The organism is Celeribacter ethanolicus (genome assembly GCF_002407265.1).
In the GTDB taxonomy this organism is placed as follows: Bacteria; Pseudomonadota; Alphaproteobacteria; order Rhodobacterales; family Rhodobacteraceae; genus Celeribacter; species Celeribacter ethanolicus.
This window is the reverse complement of sequence record NZ_CP022196.1, coordinates 3,359,926-3,385,440: the sequence shown is the minus strand read 5'-3', so window position 1 is coordinate 3,385,440 and position 25,515 is coordinate 3,359,926. Positions and strand designations below refer to the sequence as shown.

The 25,515-nt window shown below is 61.9% G+C and carries 21 protein-coding genes and 1 riboswitch; of the genes, 13 read left to right on the top strand and 8 right to left on the bottom strand.

Going from position 1 to position 25,515, the window contains the following annotated elements:
* Positions 1-5: 5 nt before the first annotated feature.
* The gene (locus CEW89_RS16625) at positions 6-188 is read left to right on the top strand and encodes a hypothetical protein (protein WP_096806648.1); all 183 of its coding nucleotides are present in this window, start codon (positions 6-8) and stop codon (positions 186-188) included.
* On the opposite strand, the gene gcvP is transcribed toward CEW89_RS16625, so the two are convergent.
* From gcvP to gltX, 4 genes are all read right to left on the bottom strand, one after another.
* Positions 189-3,035, bottom strand: coding sequence for an aminomethyl-transferring glycine dehydrogenase (gene gcvP, locus CEW89_RS16620; RefSeq protein ID WP_096806647.1), 2,847 nt, complete (start codon positions 3,033-3,035; stop codon positions 189-191). It abuts the gene before it with no gap.
* 12 nt (positions 3,036-3,047) lie between these two features.
* A complete protein-coding gene (gene gcvH, locus CEW89_RS16615) occupies positions 3,048-3,407 on the bottom strand; it encodes a glycine cleavage system protein GcvH (protein WP_096807279.1) in 360 nt (119 codons plus the stop codon).
* A gap of 31 nt (positions 3,408-3,438) precedes the next feature.
* On the bottom strand, positions 3,439-4,578 hold the full coding sequence (gcvT, locus tag CEW89_RS16610; RefSeq protein WP_096806646.1) for a glycine cleavage system aminomethyltransferase GcvT: 1,140 nt from the start codon (positions 4,576-4,578) through the stop codon (positions 3,439-3,441).
* A gap of 57 nt (positions 4,579-4,635) precedes the next feature.
* A riboswitch (glycine riboswitch) is annotated at positions 4,636-4,713 on the bottom strand.
* Positions 4,714-4,932: 219 nt separating this feature from the next.
* A complete protein-coding gene (gene gltX, locus CEW89_RS16605; RefSeq protein ID WP_096806645.1) occupies positions 4,933-6,255 on the bottom strand; it encodes a glutamate--tRNA ligase in 1,323 nt (440 codons plus the stop codon).
* A gap of 105 nt (positions 6,256-6,360) precedes the next feature.
* On the opposite strand from gltX, the gene CEW89_RS16600 reads away from it, so the two are divergent.
* From CEW89_RS16600 to CEW89_RS16590, 3 genes are all read left to right on the top strand, one after another.
* Positions 6,361-6,777: a metallopeptidase family protein gene (locus tag CEW89_RS16600; protein ID WP_066702170.1), complete on the top strand. Its 417-nt coding sequence runs from the start codon at positions 6,361-6,363 to the stop codon at positions 6,775-6,777.
* Positions 6,778-6,881: 104 nt separating this feature from the next.
* Positions 6,882-7,823 carry an MBL fold metallo-hydrolase gene (locus CEW89_RS16595; protein WP_096806644.1) on the top strand — a complete coding sequence of 314 codons (942 nt, stop codon included), beginning with the start codon at positions 6,882-6,884 and terminating at the stop codon, positions 7,821-7,823.
* 182 nt (positions 7,824-8,005) lie between these two features.
* Complete coding sequence (locus CEW89_RS16590; protein ID WP_096806643.1) at positions 8,006-8,959, top strand: 1-phosphofructokinase family hexose kinase; 954 nt, start codon at positions 8,006-8,008, stop codon at positions 8,957-8,959.
* A gap of 5 nt (positions 8,960-8,964) precedes the next feature.
* Here CEW89_RS16590 and CEW89_RS16585 read toward each other — a convergent pair whose 3' ends face one another.
* Both CEW89_RS16585 and CEW89_RS16580 read right to left on the bottom strand, forming a co-directional pair.
* Positions 8,965-10,200 (bottom strand): Hsp70 family protein, encoded by a 1,236-nt coding sequence (locus CEW89_RS16585; protein WP_066701807.1) that lies wholly within the window; start codon positions 10,198-10,200, stop codon positions 8,965-8,967.
* Positions 10,201-10,359: 159 nt separating this feature from the next.
* Positions 10,360-12,018 (bottom strand): NAD+ synthase, encoded by a 1,659-nt coding sequence (locus CEW89_RS16580; protein WP_096806642.1) that lies wholly within the window; start codon positions 12,016-12,018, stop codon positions 10,360-10,362.
* Between the two features lie 194 nt (positions 12,019-12,212).
* On the opposite strand from CEW89_RS16580, the gene CEW89_RS16575 reads away from it, so the two are divergent.
* Entirely contained in the window at positions 12,213-13,688 is a 1,476-nt protein-coding gene (locus CEW89_RS16575) for an MORN repeat-containing protein (RefSeq protein ID WP_425321010.1), read from the top strand.
* A 124-nt stretch (positions 13,689-13,812) separates the two neighbouring features.
* On the opposite strand, the gene CEW89_RS16570 is transcribed toward CEW89_RS16575, so the two are convergent.
* Positions 13,813-15,084, bottom strand: a complete 1,272-nt coding sequence (locus CEW89_RS16570) for an NAD(P)/FAD-dependent oxidoreductase (RefSeq protein WP_096806640.1) — start codon at positions 15,082-15,084, stop codon at positions 13,813-13,815.
* Positions 15,085-15,502: 418 nt separating this feature from the next.
* Between CEW89_RS16570 and CEW89_RS16565 the strand changes: the two genes are divergently transcribed.
* The 8 genes from CEW89_RS16565 (at position 15,503) to CEW89_RS16530 (ending at position 24,655) form a co-directional block, all read left to right on the top strand.
* The gene (locus tag CEW89_RS16565; RefSeq protein ID WP_096806639.1) at positions 15,503-17,080 is read left to right on the top strand and encodes a 2-isopropylmalate synthase; all 1,578 of its coding nucleotides are present in this window, start codon (positions 15,503-15,505) and stop codon (positions 17,078-17,080) included.
* A gap of 1 nt (position 17,081) precedes the next feature.
* Positions 17,082-17,999 (top strand): hypothetical protein, encoded by a 918-nt coding sequence (locus CEW89_RS16560; RefSeq protein WP_096806638.1) that lies wholly within the window; start codon positions 17,082-17,084, stop codon positions 17,997-17,999.
* A gap of 112 nt (positions 18,000-18,111) precedes the next feature.
* Positions 18,112-19,149, top strand: a complete 1,038-nt coding sequence (locus tag CEW89_RS16555) for a rod shape-determining protein (RefSeq protein ID WP_066701815.1) — start codon at positions 18,112-18,114, stop codon at positions 19,147-19,149.
* Positions 19,150-19,195: 46 nt separating this feature from the next.
* Positions 19,196-20,113, top strand: coding sequence for a rod shape-determining protein MreC (mreC, locus tag CEW89_RS16550; protein ID WP_096806637.1), 918 nt, complete (start codon positions 19,196-19,198; stop codon positions 20,111-20,113).
* Positions 20,106-20,645, top strand: coding sequence for a rod shape-determining protein MreD (locus CEW89_RS16545; RefSeq protein ID WP_066701819.1), 540 nt, complete (start codon positions 20,106-20,108; stop codon positions 20,643-20,645). Before mreC ends, CEW89_RS16545 begins: the two co-directional genes overlap by 8 nt.
* On the top strand, positions 20,642-22,561 hold the full coding sequence (mrdA, locus tag CEW89_RS16540) for a penicillin-binding protein 2 (protein ID WP_066701821.1): 1,920 nt from the start codon (positions 20,642-20,644) through the stop codon (positions 22,559-22,561). The genes CEW89_RS16545 and mrdA overlap by 4 nt, the downstream gene beginning before the upstream one ends.
* A 10-nt stretch (positions 22,562-22,571) precedes the next feature.
* A complete protein-coding gene (rodA, locus tag CEW89_RS16535) occupies positions 22,572-23,720 on the top strand; it encodes a rod shape-determining protein RodA (RefSeq protein ID WP_096806636.1) in 1,149 nt (382 codons plus the stop codon).
* Positions 23,721-23,722: 2 nt separating this feature from the next.
* Positions 23,723-24,655 carry a 2-hydroxyacid dehydrogenase gene (locus CEW89_RS16530; RefSeq protein WP_096806635.1) on the top strand — a complete coding sequence of 311 codons (933 nt, stop codon included), beginning with the start codon at positions 23,723-23,725 and terminating at the stop codon, positions 24,653-24,655.
* A 53-nt stretch (positions 24,656-24,708) separates the two neighbouring features.
* On the opposite strand, the gene CEW89_RS16525 is transcribed toward CEW89_RS16530, so the two are convergent.
* Complete coding sequence (locus CEW89_RS16525) at positions 24,709-25,512, bottom strand: SseB family protein (RefSeq protein WP_066701831.1); 804 nt, start codon at positions 25,510-25,512, stop codon at positions 24,709-24,711.
* Positions 25,513-25,515 lie beyond the last annotated feature (3 nt).

Here is a 25,515-nt window from a genome sequence, read left to right as displayed (position 1 = left end):
CCAAAATGACACCTTTCCGAGACATCGCCCCCGCCGAGCAGGCCCGCCTGCGCGAAGCCTACGCCGATGAGATGGCGCGGCAAACCAATACCTGTTCGATGGATGAGAAAATCGCGCGGTTCAACGCATGGCTTGAGCCGCAGGGCATCTCGTTTTCCGAAGACGACCTGCGGCCCAAGAGCCGCTGATCATTCCGCCGCTTCGATATAGCTTTCGGGCGGCGGGCAGAGGCAGATCAGGTTGCGGTCGCCATAGGCGTTATCGACTCGCCCGACCGGCGGCCAGTATTTGTCGACACGGAACGCGCCCGGCGGGAAACAGCCCTGTTCGCGCGGATAGGGACGATCCCAGTCGGCGACCAGATCGTTCACCGTATGCGGCGCGTGTTTCAACGGGTTGTTGTCCTGCGGCAGCTCTCCCGCCTCGATCTGCGCGATCTCGTGACGGATCGACAACATCGCCTCGCAGAACCGATCCAACTCGGCTTTCGTCTCGCTTTCCGTCGGCTCAATCATCAGGGTGCCCGGCACCGGGAAAGACATGGTCGGCGCGTGAAAACCACTGTCGATCAGGCGCTTGGCGATGTCATCGACACTCACATCCGTGGTCTTCTCAAACCCGCGCGGATCGACGATGCATTCATGCGCGACACGGCCCTGTTTGCCTTTGTAAAGCACCGGGAAAGCGTCGTTCAGACGCGCCGCGATATAGTTGGCGTTCAAGATCGCCACCTTCGTCGCCTGCGTCAGACCCGCGCCGCCCATGAGCATACAGTAGGCCCAGGAGATCGGCAGGATCGAGGCGGAGCCAAAACTCGCGCCCGAGACCGGGCCAATGTCGCCCGAACCGTCAGGGGCACCGGGAAGGAAGCGGGCAAGATGCGCCTTGACCCCGATCGGCCCCATGCCGGGACCGCCGCCACCATGCGGGATACAGAAGGTCTTGTGCAGGTTGAGGTGCGACACGTCGGAGCCGATCTCACCCGGTTTTGCGAGCCCCACCAAAGCGTTGAGGTTCGCGCCGTCGAGATAGACCTGCCCGCCATGGTCGTGCGTGATCTTGCAGACCTCTTTCACCGTCTCCTCGAACACCCCGTGGGTCGAAGGATAGGTGATCATGCAGGCCGCGAGTTTGTCTCCGGCCGCTTCGGCCTTGGCGCGGAAATCGTCCAGATCAATGTCGCCATTCCCGGCGGTTTTCACCACCACGACTTTGAGGCCGACCATCTGCGCGGAGGCCGGGTTGGTGCCATGGGCGGACATCGGAATGAGGCAGATATTCCGCCCGCCCTGCCCGTTCGCGCGGTGATAGGCCTGAATGGTCAAAAGGCCCGCATATTCACCCTGCGCGCCCGAGTTCGGCTGCATCGACATCGCGTCATAACCGGTGATCTCGCACAGCTTCGCGGAGAGATCGTCGATCATATAGCGATAGCCCTCGGACTGGTCCTCCGGCGCGTAGGGGTGGATCGCGTTGAACTCCGGCCAGGTGATCGGCATCATCTCAACGGCTGCGTTGAGCTTCATCGTGCAAGACCCAAGCGGGATCATCGCCCGATCCAAGGCCAGATCGCGGTCGGCAAGGCGGCGCATATAGCGCATCATCTCGCCCTCGGCCCGGTTCATGCCGAAAATCGGATGTTCGAGATAGGCGGTTTTGCGGAGAAGCGCCTCCGGGAAGCCAAGCCCCGGAAAGCCTTTCGGCACCTTCGCCTCATGCCCGAAGGCGCGCCAGACTTTCGCGATCACCTCGTCATCGGCCATCTCATCCATGGCGATGGCGATGCGATCCTTGCCCACTTTGCGCAGGTTCAGCCCCTCGGCCACGGCAGAGCGCAAGATGACACCCTGCATCGCACCAACCTCGACCGTGATCGTGTCATAGAAGGCCTCGGGTGCAACTTTGAAGCCCTCGGCCTTAAGCCCCTCGGCGAGTTTCACGGCTTTCGCATGGATTTGTTCGCCAATGGCGCGCAGCCCGGCGGGGCCATGGAACACGGCGTAGAACGACGCCATGACGGCAAGCAAAGCCTGCGCCGTACAGACGTTCGACGTGGCCTTTTCGCGGCGGATATGTTGTTCGCGGGTCTGGAGCGACAGGCGATAGGCGCGGTTACCGCTCGCATCGACGGAGACGCCGACAATCCGCCCCGGCATGGAGCGTTTCATCTCGTCCTTGCAGGACATGAACGCGGCATGCGGACCGCCAAACCCCATGGGAACACCAAAGCGCTGCGCAGAGCCGACAGCAATATCGGCATCCATCGCGCCCGGTTCCTTGAGCATGGTCAGCGCCATGAGATCGGTCGCAAGGATCGCGACGGCTTTCGCCTCATGCAGCGCAGTGATCTGGTCGGTGAAGTCCGTGACCGCGCCGAAGGTGCCCGGATATTGGAAGATCGCGCCAAAGACTTTGCCGGGGTTGAGATCGGCAGGATCGCCCTTGATGATCTCGATCCCCAAGGGGGCCGCGCGCGTCTCGATCACGGCGATATTTTGCGGATGGCAGTTCTTATCCACAAAAAAGGCGCCCATTTTTGATTTCGCCACACGCTGCGCCATGGTCATCGCCTCGGCGCAGGCGGTGGCTTCATCCAACAGAGAGGCGTTGGCGACCGGAAGCCCCGTGAGGTCCGACACCATGGTTTGGAAATTCAAAAGCGCTTCCAGACGCCCCTGCGCGATCTCCGGCTGGTAGGGCGTATAGGCCGTATACCACGCCGGATTTTCCAAGATATTGCGCTGGATCGCGGGGGGCGTGGCCGTCCCGTAAAACCCCTGCCCGATGAGCGAGGTCATCACGAGGTTCTTCTTGGCCACCTTGCGGATATGGCCCAGGACCTCATGCTCGGTCATCGGTGCCCAGTCGAGCGGACTCATCTGGCGGATCGCCATCGGCACGGTTTCGTCGATCAACGCATCGAGCGAGCGCGCGCCGATCACCTTCAGCATCTCGTCCATCTCCGCAGGAGAGGGGCCGATGTGACGGCGGTTGGCGAAATCATAGGGGTTATAGGTCGACGGGGTATAGGCCACGATCTGCGTTCCTCAGCCGATAAAGTCTTTGTATTCCGCTTCCGACATAAAGTCGTCGAGCGCGGACATGTCCTCGATCTTCATCTTGAAGAACCACGCATCGCCCATCGGGTCTTCGCCCACCTTGCCCGGATCGTCAGCGAGCGGCGAGTTCACTTCGACGATCTCGCCATCGAGCGGCGCCAGGATGTCGGAGGCGGCTTTCACGCTTTCGATCACCACAACCTCGTCGTCCTTCGACACGGTGGCGCCCTCTTCCGGCAGTTCGACGAACACCACGTCGCCCAGTTGCTCGGCGGCATGTTCGGTGATGCCGACAACGATCAGGTCGTCCTCGACGCGGAGCCATTCGTGTTCTTCGGTGAATTTGATATCAGCGGCCATAGTTTGGTCCCTATAGAGTTTAGCGTTTGTAAGTGGAGGTGCGGAACGGCATCGGCGCGACCGTCACGGGAAGACGTTTACCGCGCAGTTCCGCAAAGATTTCGGTGCCGTTTTCAGAAAGTGAGACGGGCAGATAACCCATGGCGACGGGGCGTTCGACCGAGGGGCCGAAGCCGCCGGAAGTGATCTCGCCGATCTGGTCGGCACTCTCGGCGGTTGCATAAAGCGGCGTGCCTTCGCGCATCGGCGCGCGGCCCTGAGGCAAGAGGCCCACGCGTTTGCGCTCTGCCCCACCCAGCAACTCCGAGAGGATGCGCTCCGCCCCGGGAAAACCGCCTTCGCGCGCGCCACCGGAGCGGCGGACCTTCTGGATGGACCAGGCGATATTGGCCTCGACCGGCGAGGTGGTGGTGTCGATGTCATGGCCGTAAAGGCAGAGCCCGGCTTCCAATCGCAGGCTGTCGCGCGCGCCAAGCCCGATGGGCTCAACCTCGTCCATCGCGACAAGTTTCTCTGCGACGTCAGACGCAAGCCCGGCGGGGATCGAAATTTCGAACCCGTCCTCGCCGGTATAGCCGGAGCGCGAAATCCACCATTCGACGGTATCGACGGTGATCCGCACCGAATCCATGAATTTCAACTCCGCGACCAGCGGCACCAGACGCGCCAGCGCCACCTCGGCCATCGGGCCTTGCAGCGCCAAAAGCGCGCGGTCGGTGATTTCGGTGACCGTCACATGATCCGGCAGGGTGGCGTTCAGATGCGCGATGTCTTCCGCCTTGCAAGCGGCATTGACCACAAGGAAAAGCCCGTCTCCGGTGTTCGAAATCATTAAATCGTCGAGAATACCGCCGGTCTCATTGGTGAAAATCCCATAGCGTTGCCGCGCCGATTTCAGCCCAAGAACATCAACAGGAACAATGCGTTCCAGCGCCAGAGCCAGTGCCTCGAACCCCTCAGGCGAGGCGAGCATCACCTGCCCCATATGCGACACGTCGAACAGCCCGGCAGACGCGCGCGTGTGCAGATGCTCCTTCATCACGCCCAGCGGATATTGCACCGGCATCTCATAGCCCGCGAACGGCACCATCTTGGCGCCTTGCGCGAGGTGAAATTCATAAAGCGGCGTGCGGTTCAGGTCAGTCGTCAGATCGGTCATAGCGTCCCTTTGCATCTCGCCGACGCAGCTCGGCATCGTGACACAGGTGTCCCTGCGGATGCCCCCTCTGTCTTGGTGCCTGAGATCGTTATCCCTTCGGCGGAGGCAAAACCCTCTCTCTCCAGAGTGTTGACCGCACGAAGGTCCGTTTACCTGAGAGTTTCCCGGGGCGGTTGCTCCTTCGGTAGGGGAGACCCTTCTCCCAACGCACGATTTTCGGCGACGTTATGCGAGGGCAGGATTCGGGGCAAGCCGGAAATATTTCCGATAGGAAACTTACGACATTTCGACAGTAAAAAGCCGCCATGCGGGATTTTCCGAGGCGGCCTTTTGTGTATTTTTGAACAGATGCGCTTAAAGCGTCGGCTTGTTTTGCATCAACGGCAGAACATTGGACATATCCGGACCATGCGCCATTCCGGTCACGGCCTTGCGCAGCGGCATGAAGAGCCCCTTGCCTTTGCGCCCAGTCGCCTCTTTCACAGCCGTCGTCCAGTCTTTCCAGCTCTCGGCTGTGTAGGGCGGTTCGGGCAGCATGGCGAAAGCCTCGGCGATGAAGTCTTTATCCTCGTCATCCACCAGCGGCTCGGCACCGTCGCGGAACAGCTCCCACCACCCGGCCATATCGGCTTTGACGGTGATGTTCTCACGCACGACGGTCCAGAACGGCTCTGCGATCTCGGCGGGCACGCCAAGGGCTGCCACATCTTCGGCAACCTCAGAGAAGGGCTTCGAATGGTTGATCTGCGAGGTCAGAGCAAAGAGATCCTGACTGTCGAATTTCGTGGGCGCAGCACCGAATTGCGACAGATCGAATCCTTCGATCAGCTCGTCCATCGAGGTACGCAGTTCGACCGGCTGCGACGAGCCAAGCCGCGCCATCAGCGACAAAAGCGCCATCGGCTCAACGCCTTGCGCCCGCAGGTCACGCAGGGACAAGGTGCCGAGACGTTTCGACAAGGCCTCGCCATGCGGGCCAGTCAGAAGCGAGTGGTGCGCAAAGGACGGCACGGTGCCGCCAAGTGCTTCGATGATCTGGATCTGCGTCGCCGTGTTGGTGACGTGGTCCGCGCCTCGCACGATGTTGGTCACACCGAAGTCGATGTCATCGCAGACGGAGGCGAGCGTATAGAGGAACTGACCATCGGCACGGATCAGAACCGGATCGGAGACGGAGGCGGCGTCGATGGAGATCGGCCCCAGAATGCCGTCTTCCCAGTCGATCCGTTGCTGATCGAGCTTGAAGCGCCACACACCATTGCCGCGCTCGGCGCGCAGCTTGTCTTTCTCTTCGTCCGTGAGCGCCAAAGCGGCCCGGTCATAAACCGGCGGCTTGCCCATATTGAGCTGTTTCTTGCGCTTCAGGTCCAGTTCGGTCGGCGTCTCGAACGCCTCGTAGAACCGGCCCTTGTCACGCAGCTCCTGCGCCGCTTCCTCGTAACGGTCCAGACGCTCGGACTGCTTCTCAAACCGATCCCAGGTAAAGCCCAGCCATTCGAGATCTTCGAGCACGCCATCGGCATATTCCTGCGTCGAGCGCACCTGATCCGTATCGTCGAGACGCAGGATGAACTGCCCGCCCGCTTTCCGCGTCAGCAGATAGTTGAACAGCGCCGAGCGCAGGTTGCCGATATGGATAAAGCCCGTGGGAGAGGGCGCGAAACGTGTGACGATCATTTTCTGTCTCCTGTTGCGCTCCCTCTTTCATATCACGCCTCAAGAGTCCATATCGGGTGCAGTCTGACACAGGAAATCACGGAAATTCGAATGGGAACCGCCGCCATGACATCACCGCTTCTCGAGGCCTGCGCCCCCGATCTCGATGTGATCGAGGACATCGCGCGGACGACCATGTCCGATCTGCCCCCGGCATTCAAAGTGCTTGCCTCGAACGTGGCGCTGACCGTGATGGATTTCGCGCCCGAAGATTTGCTGGCCGAGATCGGCATCGAGGACCCGTTCGAGTTGACCGGGCTTTATACCGGCATTCCGATGACCGAGAAATCCACGATGGATCAGCCGATGTCCCCCGACACGATCTGGCTGTTCCGTCGTCCGATCCTCGATGAATGGTGCGCGCGGGGCAATGTGACCTTGGCGCAGATGGTGGCCCATGTCACCGTGCATGAGCTTGCACATCACTTCGGCTGGTCGGACGAGGACATCGCCACGATTGATAAATGGTGGGAATACGACTGACAGGCACCACCTGACGCAAATGTCATTCGCCACCCGGCTCTCTGTGCTATCCTCTTGGGAAATCAATTCCGAAACCGGCCATTTCAACCCCGGAGGACGCATCCATGAAGACTTCTCACCCGACCAGCCCTCATCTGTCCCGCCGCCACCTTTTGCTGGGTGCCGCCAGCCTGCCCATGGCCACGGCCCTGCCCTTTGCCGCCCGTGCCGAAGCGCCGATGATGGGCGCGGGCATGGCCCCTTACCGCCGTTTCAAACTCGGGGCGTTCGAGGTCACGACGCTCCTGGCGGGCACCCGCACCGTACCCGATCCGCATACGATCTTTGGCCTCAACGCCACAGACGAGGAATTTGCCGCCGCCTCCGAGGCTAATTTCATCCCGCCCGAGGCCGCGCAATTCTTTTTCACGCCGACACTCGTGAACACCGGTTCCGAACTGATCCTGTTCGATACCGGGCTTGCGCCGGATGGCATCGTCGCGGCGTTGGCCGCCGCCGGGTACACGCCCGATCAGGTCGACCGCGTGGTCATCACCCATATGCATGGCGACCACATCGGCGGGATTTATGCCGAGGCCCCGGTCTTCGCCAATGCCGCCTATTCCACAGGCTCCGTGGAAATGGATTACTGGGATATGTCCGGCAATGACGGCTTCGAGGCCAAGATCCGCCCACTTCAGGACCAGTTCGACCTGCTCGAAGAGGGTTCCGAAGTGGCCTCCGGCATCACCGCTATGGAAGCTTTCGGCCACACCCCCGGTCACATGGCCTTTCATCTCGAAAGCGAAGGCAAACGCCTGATCCTCGGCGCGGATTTCGCCAATCATTACGTCTATTCGCTCGCCCATCCCGACTGGGAGGTGCTCTATGACGTCGACAAACCCACCGCAGCCCAGACCCGGCGCAAGCTGCTCGACATGATGGCCGCCGACCGCGTCCCCTTCATCGGCTATCACATGCCCTTCCCCGCTCTGGGCTATGTGCGCGCGCAAGACAGCGTTTTCGAATATGTCCCCGCCAGCTATCAAACCATGATCGAGAGCTGATCAAAGCCTGAGCGTTCGGGCTCGGTGTTGCGCAAAAACCAGACGCCGGACCTGAACCATCTGCGTTCCATCGGGGCTGTTAACGCTACCCGGGGTAGGCTAGGGTCGCGAAGCATGTGAATCATGCCCCTGACATAAACCTCGGGTACAGGCTTCGGGCAGATAGAGTACGGTTGGCAAAAATGGTCCAGATTCTGACAATTACACTGAACCCGACGGTGGACCTCTCCACCGCCACGCCCGCCGTCAGCGCCGGCCCCAAGCTGCGCTGTACCAACCCGGAGGCCGATCCGGGCGGCGGCGGCATCAACGTGTCGCGCGCGATCAAATTCCTCGGCGGCGAAAGCACCGCCTTCACCGCAGTGGGCGGCGAAACCGGTGCGACTCTCCTGCGGCTTCTGGCCGAGGAACATGTGCGCTTCACCGCCTTCTCCGTCACCGGCGGCGCCACCCGGCAATCCATCGCCGTGACCGAACAGGAGACCGGCAAGCAATATCGCTTCGTCATGCCCGGGCCGTATTGGCATCACGAGATGGTGGACGAATCTCTCAACGCCATCGTGCAGGCCGCACCTCTGGGCGGTGTCGTCGTGCTCTCCGGCTCGCAACCGCCGGGCGTGCCGATGGATTACCCCGCGCGCCTGTCGCGGGCGCTTGCGGCCAAGGGTGTCCAGCTTTTCGTCGACACTTCCGGCAAGCCGCTGCATGAGCTGACCAAGAACCCCGCGAACCCCTATGTGCTGCGGATGGACGATGTCGAGGCCGAAGACCTTGCGGGGCGCAAACTCCCGACGCGCAAGGACACCGCCGATTTCGCCAGTGAACTCGTGGCGCGCGGTGTGGCGGAAAACGTCATCGTCGCCCGGGGCGCCGACGGGTCGACCCTGGTGAACAAGGACGGGCGCTGGCACGCCTCGCGCGCCATTTCCGCCGAAGAGGTGGTCTCCCCCGTGGGTGCGGGCGACAGTTTCGTCGGCGCGTTTTCTCTCGCGCTTACCCGTGGTAACACGATGCAGGAAGCGCTGCACTTCGGGACCACGGCGGCCTCTTCCGCCGTGATGTCCCCAGGCACGCAACTTTGCACCAAAGCGCAGGTCGACCAGCTTCTGCCCGGCTGCGAACTGGTCGATCTCTGAACCCGTTACGCGCCCTCAGCGGAGGCCAGCGCCAGCCCGTCGACCACCGCCGTGAAGGCTTCCCCCCGCAGCGCACGAGCAGCGGGCAACACGGTCTCGCAGGCCTTTTCCACCACATGCATCAGAGACGACCCGCCCACGTAAACCACGGCCCCCACCGCCTCCGGTGACAGGGCCGCACGGCTCAACGTCTCCGAAATCGCCTCCTCAAGCTCGGCGCGATACGCGGCAAGATCTTCGGCCAAAGCCTCCGGCGTCAGCCCCGCAGACAGGCCCTTTTCCAACAAAGACAGGTCGATCTCCGCCGCCTTGCCGCCGTTCGCCACGATCTTCGCCGCCTCGACCGCGAAGGCCACGTCATGGCCCAGCTCCGCCTCGATCACCTCGACCAGCCGCCCGAGCTTCTCAGGCTCGACCGCGTGGCGTTCGAGATCGCGCACTTTCATCAGGGTCTCGCGGGTGTAGAGAAACGGAATTTTCTGCCAACTCGCCAGATCGTTAAAAATCTGCGTCGGCATCGGCAAAAGCCCCTCGCCCAGCGTGCGCGTGAGTTGTGATCCCATACCAAGAAGCGGCATGGCATGAGCCAGACTCAGCGCCCGGTCGAAATGCGTGCCGCCCAGACGAATACCATGGGAGGCGAGAATCTCGACCTGCCCTTTGTCTTTGCGAAACAGGGTAAAATCCGAGGTGCCGCCGCCGATGTCGACCACCAGCCCGATCTCACCGGGTTTCAGATCCTGAGAGGCCAGCGCCGCCGCCTCGGGTTCCGCCATGAAGCGGATGCGTGTGAACCCGGCCATCTCATAGGCCTCACGCAGATCGCGTTCCGCCTGCGCATCGCGATCCGGATCTTTCGAATGGAAATGCACCGGGCGACCGGACACGACGCCCGTGACCGGCTGGCGAAGTTGATCTTCGGTGCGCTGTTTCAGCGTCGCAAGGAACTGCGCGATGACCTCCAGAAGGCTCTGGCGTTTGCCACCAATGGGACGGGTTTCGCGCAGAAGCGGCGTACCGAGAACGGATTTGAGCGCCCGCATGTAGCGGCCTTCCTCGCCGTCGATCAGCGCCCTGTTTGCCGCCGATCCAAGCCGCATATTGCCGCGCGGATCGAAAAACACCGCCGTGGGCAGGGTTTTCTCACCGGGCTCCAGCTCCACAAGCCAAGGCGTGCCGTTGACCGCAAGGCCCAGCGCAGAATTCGAGGTGCCGAAGTCGATGCCAACCGTGAGTTCCATAGCGCGCCTCCTTATCAGAAAGCGCGCTGTCTAACGATCCCCTTGCGCAAGGACAAGAGGCCATCGTGACAGCCTCCTCGCGCTAAGGTTAATCAGATTAAGGTTAATGCGAGGAAGAGAGGCGTCGTGAGGTCCGTCGACAGGGCAACCGTGAAAGGATCAACTCGGGTCGCGCCAGCGGCTTGCGATCGGGTAGCGACGATCCAACCAGAAGGCGCGCGGCGTCAGGCGGGTGCCCGGCGCGGATTGGAAGCGTTTATACTCGGAGATATAAAGCAGATGCTCCACGCGTTTCACGGTCGCCCGGTCAAAGCCTGCCTCCACCAGATCGGCCACGCTTTCCTCGCGGTCCACCAGACCTTCGAGGATCGCATCGAGCACCTCATAGGGCGGCAGGCTGTCGTCATCGCGCTGATCGGGGCGCAGTTCCGCCGAGGGCGGTTTGTCGATGATCGTGACGGGGATGACCTCGCCCTCCGGGCCTTTCATCCAATCGCGATGGTTCGCGTTGCGCCAGCGGCATTGCTCGAAGACGCGCGTTTTGTAGAGGTCTTTGATCGGATTATAGCCGCCATTCATATCGCCATAAATCGTGCAATAGCCGACCGCGACCTCAGATTTATTGCCTGTTGTCAGCAACATAGAGCCGAACTTATTGGACAGCGCCATGAGCAAAAGCCCGCGAAGGCGCGACTGGATGTTTTCCTCGGTCGTATCAAACGGCAGATCGCCAAAGATCGGCGCGAGCGTGTCGGTGATCGCATCGCGGCCCTGAGAAATCGGCACGAAATCGTAGCGACAGCCCAGACGATTGGCGATGTCCTTGGCGTCATCCAGCGAGCCTTGGGACGTGTATTCCGACGGCAGCATGACGCAATGCACGTTCTCCGCCCCCAGCGCATCGGTTGCAATCGTGGCGACAATCGCCGAGTCGATGCCGCCCGAGAGGCCCAGAACCACCTTCTTGAACCCGGTTTTGCCAAGATAATCGCGCAGGCTCTCGACCATGGCGCGATAGTCCTGCTCCCATTCGTCGGGCTGATGGGTGATCTCGCCAGCCTCGGCGACCCATTTGCCGTCTTCCTTGACGAAATCGACATGGCGCAGCTCTTCGGCAAAGGCGGGTAGGATATGCGCCGGTTTGCCGTGACGATTAAGCACGAAAGAGCCGCCGTCGAAAACCTGATCGTCCTGCCCGCCGACCATATTCAGGTACACCAGCGGCACGTCATTCTCGACCACACGCGACACCATATGCGTGAGCCGCGTGTTGAATTTGTTGCGATAATAGGGCGAGCCGTTGGGCACGATCAGAATCTCCGCCCCGCTTTCGACCTGCGCCTCTGCGACGTCCTCGTACCAGGCATCTTCGCAGATCGGCGAGCCGATGCGCAGCGGGCCGATGGCATAGGGGCCTTCGATGGGACCGGAGGCAAAGAGGCGTTTCTCGTCGAAAACCTTGTAATTCGGCAGGTGATGTTTGCGCAACACCTGCTTGACGCGACCCTCGGCCAGAATCCAATAGCCGTTGTAGAGCGCGTCACCATAGAAATACGGCGCACCCAGACCAATCGCTGGGCCATCGACTGTCAAAGCCGCGAGTTCTTCTGCCTTGGCCATGGCCGTGTTCACCAAAACCGGCTTCATCACCAGATCCTGCGGCTGATAGCCAATGAGGAACAGCTCCGGGAAAACGATCATATCCGCGCCCGCCGCCTTGGCCTCGGCATGGGCGTCACGCACCTGCTCCGCATTGGCGTCGATCGCGCCCACGGTCGGATTGAGCTGGGCAAGGGTAAGGCGGAAAGTCTCGGTCATGGCACTCATGCTTTCTGGCCGCTCGGGCGTCCTGATATATCACGTCCTGATTTAGCAGAATGACGCCTAAGGGAAAGCCGGTCACGGGAAAAACATTTGAAGCCCGCAGTCCAAGCCCCTAGTCTGGCGCCGACCGAAGCCGCCCACCTCGGCGCGAGAGCACCCAAGGCAGGCACCGGACCGAATTATCTGGGATGGGACAGATTACAGTGACACGGATGCGCATTACGCTGACCGCGGCGACCCTGATCGGGCTGTCGAACCTGACGGCAACACCACTTCTGGCACAGGACGACCGCCCAGTGGAAACCCACCAGTTCGACGAAGGCGGGATTTACGAAGGCACCTTCAAGGACGGGTTGCAGGACGGGGTCGGCACCTACCGCTTGCCGAACGGGTTCGAATACACCGGCGAATGGGTGATGGGCGAGATCAAGGGACAGGGCCTCGCGCGGTTCACCGACGGCTCGGTCTATGAGGGCGCTTTCGCCAAGGGCAAACCCGACGGATTCGGCAAAATCACCTATGCCGATGGCGGCACCTACGAAGGCGACTGGGTCGCGGGCGAGGCCACCGGGTCGGGTGTGGCGGTCTATGCCAATGGCGTGAAATACGAAGGCGGGTTTCTCGCCGCCAAACATCACGGCCAGGGCCGGATGCAAAGCCCGACGGGTTATGTCTACGAAGGCGCCTGGGTCAATGGCGTCAAGGAGGGCAAGGGCAAGATCACCTATCCCGAAGGCGCCACTTACGACGGCGAAATGGCGCGCGACATGCGCCACGGACAAGGCATCCTGACCACCGACGAGGGCATGGTGCTCGACTGCAACTGGGTCGACAACCAGTGCAACGGCACAGGCAAGATCACCCAACCCAACGGCGATGTCTACGAAGGCGAGCTGGTGGCCGGGAAGCGTCAGGGCATGGGCAAGGTGACCTATGCCAATGGCGACGTCTACGAGGGCGCCTTCGACGACGACAAGCGCCACGGCCAAGGCACGTTCACCGGCTCGGACGGCTATCTCTACACCGGCGAATGGGTCAACGGCCGGATCGAAGGCCAAGGGCAGGTCACCTATCCGGATGGCTCGGTCTATGTCGGCCAGTTCAAGGACGACCTGTCTCATGGCAAAGGCAAGATCACCTACCCGAACGGCACCACCTATGAGGGCGACTGGCTTTATGGCGTCCCGGAAGGCGAAGGTGTTGTGAATTATACCGGCGGGCTGTCCTATGAGGGTGCGTTCAAGAATGCCCAGAGCCACGGTTTCGGCAAGATGACCTATGCCGACGGCTTCGTCTACGAAGGCGACTGGGTCGAGGGCCAGCGTCAGGGCAAGGGCAAAGGCACCTACCCCGACGGCACAGTCTACGAGGGCGATTATGTCGCTGGCAAACGCCATGGCATCGGCACCATCGTCATGGCTACGGGCTTCACCTACACCGGCGAATGGCAGGACGGCGAAATTCAGGGGCGCGGCAAGGCGGTCTACGCCAATGGCGACAGCTACGAAGGCCTGTTCGTCGCGGGCAAGGCCAACGGCCGCGGCACCATCACCTACAAGGACGGCCGCGTGGTCTCCGGCGACTGGGTCGACGGCGCGCTGGTCTCCGAGGATGCCACCCCGGCGGACACCTCGACGGAAGAGACCCCCGCCCCCTCGGAATAACCCCGCACCGCGGAAAAGCAGAAAAAAGGCGGCCCATCCCGGCCGCCTTTTCTTGTTCCAAAACCCTCCCGACGCCGGACCTCAAGGCCATATGTCGGGAGGGGCCGATCCATGTGCGGATGGATCAGGGTTTCAGCTTGTTGACCTTCATAATTTTCATGATCATGCGTTCGTAGAACGGTTCGGACACGCCGCGTTTCACCTTGCGCATGAAATACCACTCGAAGCCGAGTTTCGCCCAGTGCACCCATTTGCCGTGACCCGCCCAGTTGACGTTGCGCGGCGGGTTCTGCGGCATGGCGAGGAAGGCGGCCCCTCCGTCACCGAAGTCGGCCAGACAGAGCGCGTTCCAGGAAGCGAGGTTCTTCGGCTCTTCGCCCTTCATAATCAGCGGGATGTTATGCGCCGTCGCAGTGACCATCGATTCGATCATGAACCCGGTTTTCGGCACGCCGGTCGGGATCACGGTCGGCTCCGTCGGCGCGATGGCGATACAGACCCCGATACCGAAGATATTCGGATAGGTCGGGTTGCGCTGGAATTCATCGACGATGACAAAGCCGCGCGGGTTCACGAGGCCCTCAACGCCCATCAGCGCCGGAATGCCACGGAAGGCCGGGAGCAGCATGGAATAGGAGAAGGGCAGCTCGTGCTCTTTCACCGGGTTGCCATACTGGTCGTGCTCGGTGACAAAAACCTTGCCGTCTTCGAACTTATTGGTCTTGGCATTGGTGATCCAGCGGATCGACCGATCCCGCATGTAGGATTCGAGCATCCCCTTGGTGTCGCCCACGCCGCCAAGGCCCAGATGGCCGATATAGGGTTCCGGCGTCACAAAGGTCATCGGCACCTTGTCGCGGATTTTGCGGCGGCGCAGGTCGGTGTCCATGGTCATGGCATATTCATAGGCCGGACCGAAACACGACGCGCCCTGCACGGCCCCCACGACAATGGGACCGGGATTGGCACAGAAATCGTCCCACATCGCCCCCGACTCGGAGGCGTGTTCGATGGAACAGACGGAATGGGTGTAACCTTCGGGGCCAAAACCCTCGATCTCGTCGAAGGCCAGTTCCGGCCCGGTCGCCAGCACCAGATAGTCGTAGGTGACCTCGCGACCCGAAGCGAGCGTGATCTTGTTTCCCTTCGGATCGAGCGCCACGGCGCCGTCACAGATGAAGTCGATCCCCCGGCGTTTCATCACAGGTTCGAGCTCAATGGTCAGCTCGTCTTTCGTGCGCCAATTGACGCCCGCCCACGGGTTCGAGGGCGTGAACTGGAAATAACTCTTGTTGGAAATGACCGTGATCTTGTCATCCTGGCCCACGGTTTCCTTCAACTCATAGGCCTGAATGGTGCCGCCAAGGCCAGCGCCGAGCACAACGATATGCGCCATAGTCGTATCCCTTCCTTGATGCCTCCGCCTTCCCGGGTCAGCATCCCCGACGGAGTAATGTGTAAAATCATAGCACAGGTTTTTGCGTACCGGCTTGATTTATACCCCGGATCGAGTCGGTATACATTCGTATTCAATTTTTTGAATGGGATTGCAAGCCTATTTTGCAAGGCGGCAGCATGACGCAGAGGCCGGGGATGGAAATAAGGGGTTTTCAACCGCCCCTCACAGGGTATATTCCAGCCCCATGACGACGATGGCTCATATTCCTTCCCAAGCCCTGCGCCGCTGCGCAGCGCCGCGTCATGGCCTTCTTCTTAGCTGCCTCTGAGCGTGCCTTCGGCGCGAGGCTCAGAGGTGACCGCATGCGCCGAGACAGCACAGCCCGAAAGCTAAGAACATCAAGAGAGATTTCAAAATGACCACGACTTCCAAACAGGACCGCGTCCTGATTTTCGACACGACTTTGCGCGACGGCGAACAGAGCCCCGGCGCCACCATGAGCCATAACGAGAAACTCGAGATCGCCGCCATGCTCGACGAGATGGGCGTCGACATCATCGAAGCCGGGTTCCCGATCGCCTCCGAAGGCGATTTCGAAGCCGTCTCCGACATCGCGAAAGCCTCGAAGAACTCCGTCATCTGCGGTCTGGCGCGCGCCAATTTCAAGGACATCGATCGCTGCTGGGAGGCCGTCAAACACGCAGCCCAGCCCCGTATCCACACCTTCATCGGCACCTCGCCCCTGCACCGCGACATCACCGCGCTGTCGATGGACGCCATGGCCGATCAGATCCACGAAACCGTGTCGCATGCCCGCAACCTGACCGACAACGTGCAATGGTCACCGATGGATGCGATCCGCACCGAACACGATTACCTCTGCCGTGTCGTCGAGATCGCGATCAAGGCCGGCGCCACCACGATCAACATCCCCGATACCGTCGGCTACACCATCCCGCGCGAGTCCGCCGACATCATCCGTATGCTCCTGGAACGCGTGCCGGGGGCCGATGACGTGATCTTCGCGACCCACTGTCACAACGATCTCGGCATGGCGACCGCCAACGCGCTGGCCGCTGTCGAAGCGGGTGCGCGTCAGATCGAATGCACGATCAACGGTCTGGGCGAGCGTGCGGGCAACACCGCGCTCGAAGAGGTCGTCATGGCGCTCAAGGTCCGTCACGACGTGATGCCCTATGACACCGGCATCGACACCACCAAGATCATGGGCATTTCCCGCCGCGTCTCGCAAGTGTCGGGTTTCCCGGTGCAGTTCAACAAAGCCATCGTCGGCAAAAACGCCTTCGCGCACGAATCCGGCATCCACCAGGACGGCATGCTGAAGAACAAGGAAACCTTCGAGATCATGCGCCCGCAGGACATCGGTCTCTCGGGCACCTCCCTGCCCTTGGGCAAACACTCGGGCCGTGCCGCACTGCGCGCCAAGCTCGAGGACATGGGCTATCCGATGGCCGACAACCAGCTCAAGGACGTGTTCGTCCGGTTCAAGGATCTCGCCGACCGCAAGAAGGAAGTGTTCGACGACGACCTGATCGCGCTCTTGCGCGACGCCGGGGCCGCCGATCAGAACGAGCGCATCAAGGTCAAGTTCCTGCGCGTGATCTGCGGCACCGAAGCGCCGCAATCCGCCGATCTCACGCTCGAAGTCGATGGTGTGGACAAGCAGATCACCTGTCAGGGCGACGGTCCGGTGGATGCGACCTTCAAGGCGATCAAGGAGATTTTCCCCACCACTGCGCGCCTGCAACTCTATCAGGTCCACGCCGTGACTGAAGGCACCGACGCACAGGCCACCGTCTCCGTCCGTCTCGAGGAGGATGGCAAGATCGTCACCGGCCAAAGCTCCGACACCGATACCGTCGTCGCCTCCGCCAAGGCCTATGTCAACGCGATGAACCGTCTCTTGGTCCGTCGCGAAAAATCGGCCCCGGATTCGGACGTCAAAACGGTGAAATACACCGACACCGTCTGACATGGCGCAGCGACCGACCCTGACCCTCACCGGCTGCGAACGGCCCGCGCTGTTCGCACAGGTCATGGCAGATCTGGCCGCCTGTGATCCCGGCGGCTGGCATCTTCATGTCGGCATCGAACCCGGGCCGCAGGCGGCGCATTTCGACCAGATTTGCGCCGCCCACCTGCCGCCCGGCTCCTACACGCTGACGGTGAATCCCACCCGTCTCGGCGTGCTGGAAAATCCGCTGCAAACGCTGGAACGTGCCTTTGCGTCGGGCAGTGCGTTCAATCTGCACCTCGAGGAGGACCTGCGGTTGTCGCCCGACGCCTTGCAGATGGCACTTTGGTATCGCGACAACCGGCGCCCGCATTGGGCAGCACTCAACCTTCTGTGCGGGAGTTGCGGCACCACCGGCTATCTGTCGCGCCCCGACCACCCCGGCCTGCTGACAGAAACCCGCCTGTTCAATTCGCTGGGCTTCGCCACCGACCGGACACATTGGCAGCAGCTTCTCCACCCTGTCTGGAGTGCCCATCGCCTGCCCCGCAGGCAAAGACCGCGCTATTTCGGTGCAATCGGCTGGGACTGGGCGTTGAGCGGGGCGATCCATGAGAACGAGACCCTGCGCGTGGTTCAGCCGATCTGCGCCCGCGCCACGCACATCGGTCACACCGGCACCCATTGCACCCCCGAATTCCAGGACGCAGCCTTCGGCGGGCTGGAGATTTGCGATACCCTCGTCGACAGCTATCGCTACGTTGCCCCCGAAACCCTGCCGCAGACTGTCCGAAGCCACCTCGGCGTGCTCGAAGAACTGACCCAGACCCGCGCCGATTTCGGACGCTATAAAATGACGCATGTGCCCTCGCGCCTCAAACGCTGGAAGGCCTTATGGCGCTCCAGACATCATCGGACAGGGCAAAACAGGCAATAAGCTGCCGTCGCGTCCCATCGCCCCCCTTTCAACAGCTTGTCAGGCCCCCTATAAGTCTGCCGATACGGGGGGATTCTCCCCTTTTGCGTGCACGACGGGGCTTTGGGACACTATGGCGGGACTGACCGGACTTTTTTCTTCGGACATGGCAATCGACTTGGGCACGGCGAACACGCTGGTCTATGTCAAAGGCAAGGGGATCATCCTCAACGAGCCCTCAGTGGTCGCCTATCACGTCAAGGACGGGCGCAAACAGGTGCTCGCCGTCGGTGAAGACGCCAAGCACATGCTCGGCAAGACCCCCGGCTCGATTGAGGCCATCCGCCCGATGCGCGAAGGCGTGATCGCCGATTTCGACACCGCCGAAGAGATGATCAAACACTTCATCCGCAAGGTTCACAAACGCACGACCTTTTCGAAACCGAAGATCATCGTCTGTGTGCCTCAAGGCGCGACGCCCGTCGAGAAACGCGCCATCCGTCAATCCGTTTTGTCCGCCGGTGCCCGCAAGGCCGGTCTGATCGCCGAACCCATCGCCGCCGCCATTGGCGCGGGCATGCCGATCACCGACCCGACCGGCAACATGGTCGTCGACATCGGCGGCGGCACCACCGAGGTGGCCGTTCTGTCCTTGGGCGACATCGTTTACGCGCGTTCCGTGCGTGTCGGCGGCGACCGCATGGACGAAGCAATCATCTCCTACCTGCGCCGTCAGCAGAACCTGCTGATCGGTGAGGGCACCGCCGAACGCATCAAGACCACCATCGGCACCGCCCGCATGCCCGACGACGGGCGCGGCGCCGTGTTGACGATCCGTGGCCGCGACCTTTTGAACGGCGTACCGAAAGAGATCGAGATCAATCAGGCGCAGGTCGCCGAAGCGCTGGCCGAACCCGTGCAGCAAATCTGCGAAGCGGTGATGCAGGCGCTGGAAACCACGCCGCCCGATCTCGCCGCCGACATCGTCGACCGGGGCGTCATGCTCACCGGTGGCGGTGCGCTTCTGGGCGAACTGGATCTGGCGCTGCGTGAACAGACCGGCCTTGCCATCTCGGTCGCCGACGAGTCACTCAATTGTGTGGCTCTGGGCACCGGCAAGGCGCTGGAATATGAAAAGCAACTCCGGCACGTTATTGATTACGACACCTGAGAGGCTGCGCCACACGCGGCGCGTTTTGGTTGCCTGAGAGGACATCTTGGCCAGAGACAAAGGCACAGCGGATGAGTATGTCCGCCCGATCCGGCGTTTGCTGATCGGGATTCTGCTCTTGTGCCTCATCGGCCTGTTCATCCTCTGGCGGATCGACAGCCCGCGCGTCGAACGGCTGCGCGCCAATCTTGTCGACAGGTTCGTGCCCTCGATGGAATGGGCTTTGGTGCCGGTCACCAAAACCATCGGCATGATCGAGAATTTCCAGAGTTATCAAAGGCTTTATGAGCAGAACCAGGAGCTGCGCAACGAATTGCGGCAGATGCAGGCCTGGAAAGAAGCCGCGCTTCAGCTCGAACAGAAAAACGCCAAGCTGCTTGATCTCAACAATGTCCGCCTCGACCCGCGCTACACCTATGTGACCGGCGTGGTGATGGCCGACAGCGGCTCGCCGTTTCGCCAGTCCGTGCTTCTGAACGTCGGCGCGCGCGACGGCATCGTCGACGGCTGGGCCACGATGGACGGCATCGGCCTTGTCGGGCGCATCTCCGGCGTCGGCCAGAACACCGCGCGGGTGATTCTCCTGACCGACAGCAATTCGCGCCTGCCGGTCACGATCCAGCCCTCCGGCCAGCGCGCCATTCTGTCGGGCGACAATTCGATCCGCCCCTCGCTCGATTTCATCGAGACGCCCGAGCTGGTCCGCCCCGGCGACCGGGTGATTTCCTCGGGCGATGGTGGCGTCTTCCCGCCGGGCATCCTGATCGGTCAGGTCGCGAAAGGCCCGGACCGCCGGTTGCGCGTGGTGCTTGCCGCCGATTACGAGCGTCTCGACTACCTGCGCGTGCTGCGCACCCACGAAAGCGAACGGATCACCGATCCCGGCGCGCTGATCCTGCCCGACGGCACCCCGGAAGCAGAGGTCCCGGCGCTCGAAACGGGAGCGGAGGCTGGCGATGGTTGATCCCCGCACCGTCCGCACCCTGTCGTTTCGTGCGGGCTACCTGCTCGTCGCCTTCATCGCCGCGTTCTTCTACCTTTTGCCGATCGAGGTCGGCGCGGGGCATTGGCCCGGGCCGGACCTGATCCTGTCGGTGGCCTTCGCCTGGGTGCTGCGCCGCCCGGATTACGTGCCCGTCTTCCTCTTCGCCCCCGTCATGCTGATGGCCGATTTCATCTTTCTGCGCCCGCCGGGGCTCTGGACTCTGCTCGCCGTTCTGGGTCTCGAATTCCTGCGCCGCCGCGAAGTCACCTCGCGCGACATGCCCTTTGCCGTCGAATGGATGATGGTCGGCGGCGTGATGTTGGCCATGGGCGTGTTGAACCGGCTGGTCCTTGCCATTTTCATGGTCGACCAGACTTCTCTGGGCCTTGCGCTCATGGGCTTGCTTTCCACCCTCCTGAGCTATCCCGTGGTGGTGCTGATCTCGCAATTCCTGCTTGGCATCACGAAAATCAGCCCCTCCGAGGCGGATGAAATGAGGTATGCGCGATGAAACGGACACCCACGGAAACCGCTGCCTCCACCCGCAGGATCAGCCGCCGTGCGCTGTTCCTCGGCGGCTCGCAACTGGCCTTCATGGGCATTCTCGGCCTGCGCATGCGTTACATGCAGGTCGAACAAGCCGATGAATTCCGTCTTCTGGCCGAGGAAAACCGCATCCGCGACTTCCTCCTCGCCCCTGCCCGCGGTCTGATCTACGACCGCAGCGGCACGCTTCTCGCCGAAAACGAACAGACCTTCCGCGTGGTGATCCGCAAGGAGGACGCGGCCGAGCTGGATGCCGTTTTAATGAAGCTCGAAGAGCTGATCGGCATCACGCCGGAGGATCAGGCCCGCGTACGCAAGGAACTCAAGGATGCCGGTCCCTCCGCCCCCGTGATCATCGCCGACCGTCTGAGCTGGGAAGCCTTCTCGCTGGTCTCCGCCAATGGCCCCGCGCTTCCGGGCGTGACCCCGGAAGTCGGGCTCTCGCGCTATTATCCGTTGCACGAGGATTTCGCCCATCTCGTCGGCTATGTCGGCCCGGTGTCGAGCTATGACATTTCCAAGATGGAAACTGTCGATCCGCTCTACAAGATCCCGAAATTCCAGCTCGGCAAATTCGGCGTCGAGGCAAAACTCGAAGACGTTCTGAAAGGCAAGGCTGGGCTCCGCCGCGTCGAACAGAACGCCTATGGCCGGATCATCCGCGAGCTCGACCGTCAGGAAGGCCAGCCCGGCAACAACATCCAGCTCACCGTCGATCACAAGGTGCAGAATTTCATCCACGCACGTCTGGGCGGCGAGAGTGCTGCCGCCGTGGTGATCGACGTGGAAACCGGCGACATCATCGCCGCCGCCTCCAACCCTGCCTATGATCCGAACCTCTTCGTCCGCGGGATTTCCTCGGCCGATTACAAGGCGCTCCTGGAAAACGACCACCGCCCGCTGCCCGCCAAGTCGGTGCAAGGCTCCTACCCGCCCGGCTCCACCTTCAAGATGGTCACGGCACTCGCAGCCCTCGACAGCGGCACCGTCACGCCCGAGGAAACCGTGCGCTGCCCCGGCTATGTCGAGGTCGGCGGGCGGCGGTTCCATTGCTGGAAACGCGCGGGCCATGGCAACCTCAACCTTGTAGGTTCCCTGCGCCATTCCTGCGACGTCTATTATTATGAGATGGCCCAGCGCACCGGCATCGACAAGATCGCCGAAATGGGCCGCAAACTCGGCCTCGGGCAGGAATACGACCTGCCGCTTTCGGGGATCAATTCCGGCCTGATGCCCGACAAGCAATGGAAACTCGCGAAACGCGGGGCCGAATGGGTGGTGGGCGACAGCCTCAACGCCGCCATCGGACAGGGCTTCGTTCTGGCGACCCCGCTGCAACTCGCGGTGATGACCGCACGCCTTGCCACCAACCGCGAGATCGTGCCCCGCATCGTGAAATCCATCGACGGGGTCGAACAGCCGGTGCTGGGCGGAGGGCCTCTTGAGCTCAACGAAAACATGCTGCGCGCGGTGCGTCAGGGCATGTATGAGGTGTTGAACTCCAACCGCGGCACCGCCTTTGCCTCGCGCATCGCCAATGAAAGCCTGCGCATGGCGGGCAAGACCGGCACCTCGCAGGTCCGCTCCACCGTGGTGAACAACAAGCAAGTGCCCTGGGAACAGCGCGACCATGCGCTTTTCGTCGCCTTCGCCCCCTATGACAAGCCGCGCTATGCGGTGTCCGTCGTGGTCGAACATGGCGGTGGTGGCTCCTCCGTCGCCGCCCCCATCGCCCGTGACGTCATGCTGTTCTCGCTCCACGGCGCGGTGCCGCCGCTGTCGGATTATCCCTCGGCGCAACAGAACACGATCCGCGAACGCTTCCGCGCCCTGCCTCTGATCGGCAATGACGCGGAGCGCGACGAGAGAAGCCAGGCGTGAGGATGAGGACGTGAGCTATCTCGAAAGCAATCTCAAGACCGTCCCCACCGGCCTCTCGAAGGTGCTCTATCTCAACTGGGCGCTGGTACTGCTGCTCTCCGCCGTCGCCTCCGTCGGGTTCCTGATGCTCTACTCCAACGCCGGAGGGTCCTTCCAGCCCTGGGCCGAACCGCAGATGAAGCGTTTCGCCCTAGGCATGGTCGCCATGTTCATGATCGCCATGGTGCCGATCTGGTTCTGGCGCAATATCGCGGGGGTGGCTTATATCGTCTCCTTCATGCTTTTGATTTTCGTGGAGTTTTTCGGCCATGTCGGCATGGGGGCACAGCGCTGGATCGACCTGGGATTCATGAAGCTCCAGCCTTCCGAACTGATGAAAATCTCTCTCGTCATGCTGCTCGCGGCCTATTACGACTGGTTGCCGATGGACAAGGTCTCCCGCCCGCTCTGGGTCGCCATTCCGGTCATCCTGATCCTCATGCCGACCTTTCTGGTTCTGAAACAACCCGATCTCGGCACCTCGATCCTGTTGCTCGCAGGCGGGGCCATCGTGATGTTCGCAGCCGGCGTGAGCTGGTGGTATTTCGGGGCTGTGGTGGCCATGGCCGCAGGTCTGATCAGCGCCGTCTTCATGTCACGCGGCACCTCCTGGCAGCTTTTGAAAGACTATCAGTTCCGCCGCATCGACACCTTCCTCGACCCTTCCACCGACCCTCTGGGGGCAGGCTATCACATCACCCAGGCCAAGATCGCTCTGGGGTCGGGCGGCTGGACCGGGCGCGGCTTCATGCAGGGGACGCAAAGCCGTCTCAACTTCCTGCCCGAGAAACACACCGACTTCATCTTCACCACACTGGCGGAGGAATTCGGCTTCATCGGCGGCTTCTCCCTTCTGGCGCTCTACGCCGGGGTCATCGTCTTCTGTCTGATCTCCGCGATGAACAACAAGGACCGCTTCGGCGCGCTCGTCACCATCGGCATCGCGGCGACGTTCTTTTTCTTCTTCGCGGTCAACATGTCGATGGTCATGGGGCTGATGCCGGTCGTCGGCGTACCCCTGCCGCTGGTATCCTACGGTGGCTCGGCCATGCTCGTGCTGCTCGCCGCCTTCGGCATCGTGCAATCCGCCCATATTCATCGCCCGAGAGGGAAACGCTGACCATGAGCCTGATGATCCTTTTCTCCGCCCCGGACCGGCTCTGGCCCGCCTATTCGGAGGCTCTCCCCAAGGCCTTTGACGCCGCAGGCATCGACGTGCATCTGACGCGCGAGACCGATCCCGAGACGGTCGATTACATCGTCTACGCCCCCAACGACGCCTTACGCGACTTCACCCCCTTCATCCGCACCAAGGCCGTTCTGAGCCTCTGGGCCGGGGTCGAGAAAATCGCACCCAACACCACCCTGACCCAGCCCCTGTGCCGCATGGTCGACACCGGTCTGGCGCTCGGCATGCGCGATTACGTCGTGGGTCATGTGATGCGTCATCATCTCGGAATGGATCGGCATATCCACGGCCTCAACGGTGTCTGGGATCAGACCACGCCGCCGCTCGCCCGTGACCGTAAGGTCACCGTTTTGGGCATGGGCGAGCTGGGCCGCACCTGCGCCGACGCACTCTCGGGCCTCGGCTTCGATGTTACCGGCTGGTCGCGTCGCCCGAAAGACGTGCCCGGCATCACCAGCCTCTCCGGCCCGGACGGGTTGCAAAAGGCCCTTTCGACCGCCGAGATTCTCGTACTGCTGTTGCCCGACACAAGTCAGACGCAAAGCATACTGAATGCCGTCACGCTAAATCGCCTCCCGAAAGGCGCCATGATCGTCAATCCGGGGCGCGGCACGCTGATCGACGACACTGCCCTTCTGGCCGCCCTCGACAGTGGCCGGATCGCTCACGCGACCCTCGACGTTTTCCGCACCGAACCTTTGCCCGAGGATCACCCCTACTGGTCGCATCCCATGGTCACAGTCACGCCGCATATCGCCGCCGAAACGCGGCCCGCTACCGCGTCTGAAGTGATCGCCGAAAACATCCGGCGCGGCGAAGCGGGGGAGCCCTTTCTGCATCTCGTCGATCGCAGCGCAGGCTACTGACCCCAAAATTACCGCAGCCCCGCCCGTTTCCTTCGCTGTGAAAATACTCGGCCTCACCGCAGAATCGGCGGCGCATTCGGGTCCATGCCCGGCGCGGAGGGGCCGTTGGTCTCGAACGGTTCCGGCTCCGGCAAATCAAACCGCAACCCGAACCGTGCCAGAGACGCACAGACCGGATCGGAGGATTTGAAGAACGCCACATCGAGCGCCCCTGCCTCGATCCCGGAAAAGATCAAAGCTTCAGACACGAGCCGCGCCAAAGCCGTCTCGGCTCCCGGAATTTGATCCACGAAAGCAAGGAGATGCGAGCGCACCCCGTCTTCGTATTTCACCCCGGCCAGATAACAGAGCTTCGCCAAGCCCCCCGCAATCGCAAGCTTGGCGTCGAGCGCGGTGATCAGAAGCTCCGGCAAACCGGCGGGCGGGAAGACCTCTTCGGCCTTGCCGTGCGTCTCAACCGGGGCATTGCCCAGCGTCGCATGCAGCCAGTCGACCGCCTCTCCCGGCAAGAGCATCTCGGAAGGCGCCACAGACAGATTCAACCCAAGCCCATAACCCGATCCGGTCAGCATCTCCGCCAGAACCCGCCCCGACATCGCCGCATAGGGCGCATGGCCCGCGAATTCCGCAAGACGCTGCTCGCGGTCGAAGGCAAGGACAAAGCTGTTCTCTTCAACGGGAAACACCCGTGGCGAGATCGGCCCCTCGCCGTCATGTTCCTCTTCGAGCAACAGGAACCATTCGCCATCCGCCACCCGTTCGAAAAACCTGAGACGGGCGTTGTCGTCATCCGGTGCAGCCTGCATGGCGGCATGGGCGAGGTCGACAGGCGTTTGATCTGGCGTGTGTTCGGTCATGGT

Bases quoted from the DNA above. Each gene is read 5' to 3' on its own strand.
- CEW89_RS16625 (WP_096806648.1), top strand. From the start codon at position 6: ATGACACCTTTCCGAGACATCGCCCCCGCCGAGCAGGCCCGCCTGCGC.
- gcvT (WP_096806646.1), bottom strand. From the start codon at position 4,578: ATGACCGATCTGACGACTGACCTGAACCGCACGCCGCTTTATGAATTT.
- gltX (WP_096806645.1), bottom strand. From the start codon at position 6,255: ATGATCGTCACACGTTTCGCGCCCTCTCCCACGGGCTTTATCCATATC.
- CEW89_RS16600 (WP_066702170.1), top strand. From the start codon at position 6,361: ATGACATCACCGCTTCTCGAGGCCTGCGCCCCCGATCTCGATGTGATC.
- CEW89_RS16595 (WP_096806644.1), top strand. From the start codon at position 6,882: ATGAAGACTTCTCACCCGACCAGCCCTCATCTGTCCCGCCGCCACCTT.
- CEW89_RS16590 (WP_096806643.1), top strand. From the start codon at position 8,006: ATGGTCCAGATTCTGACAATTACACTGAACCCGACGGTGGACCTCTCC.
- CEW89_RS16585 (WP_066701807.1), bottom strand. From the start codon at position 10,200: ATGGAACTCACGGTTGGCATCGACTTCGGCACCTCGAATTCTGCGCTG.
- CEW89_RS16580 (WP_096806642.1), bottom strand. From the start codon at position 12,018: ATGACCGAGACTTTCCGCCTTACCCTTGCCCAGCTCAATCCGACCGTG.
- CEW89_RS16575 (WP_425321010.1), top strand. From the start codon at position 12,213: ATGGGACAGATTACAGTGACACGGATGCGCATTACGCTGACCGCGGCG.
- CEW89_RS16570 (WP_096806640.1), bottom strand. From the start codon at position 15,084: ATGGCGCATATCGTTGTGCTCGGCGCTGGCCTTGGCGGCACCATTCAG.
- CEW89_RS16565 (WP_096806639.1), top strand. From the start codon at position 15,503: ATGACCACGACTTCCAAACAGGACCGCGTCCTGATTTTCGACACGACT.
- CEW89_RS16560 (WP_096806638.1), top strand. From the start codon at position 17,082: ATGGCGCAGCGACCGACCCTGACCCTCACCGGCTGCGAACGGCCCGCG.
- CEW89_RS16555 (WP_066701815.1), top strand. From the start codon at position 18,112: ATGGCGGGACTGACCGGACTTTTTTCTTCGGACATGGCAATCGACTTG.
- CEW89_RS16545 (WP_066701819.1), top strand. From the start codon at position 20,106: ATGGTTGATCCCCGCACCGTCCGCACCCTGTCGTTTCGTGCGGGCTAC.
- mrdA (WP_066701821.1), top strand. From the start codon at position 20,642: ATGAAACGGACACCCACGGAAACCGCTGCCTCCACCCGCAGGATCAGC.
- CEW89_RS16530 (WP_096806635.1), top strand. From the start codon at position 23,723: ATGAGCCTGATGATCCTTTTCTCCGCCCCGGACCGGCTCTGGCCCGCC.
- CEW89_RS16525 (WP_066701831.1), bottom strand. From the start codon at position 25,512: ATGACCGAACACACGCCAGATCAAACGCCTGTCGACCTCGCCCATGCC.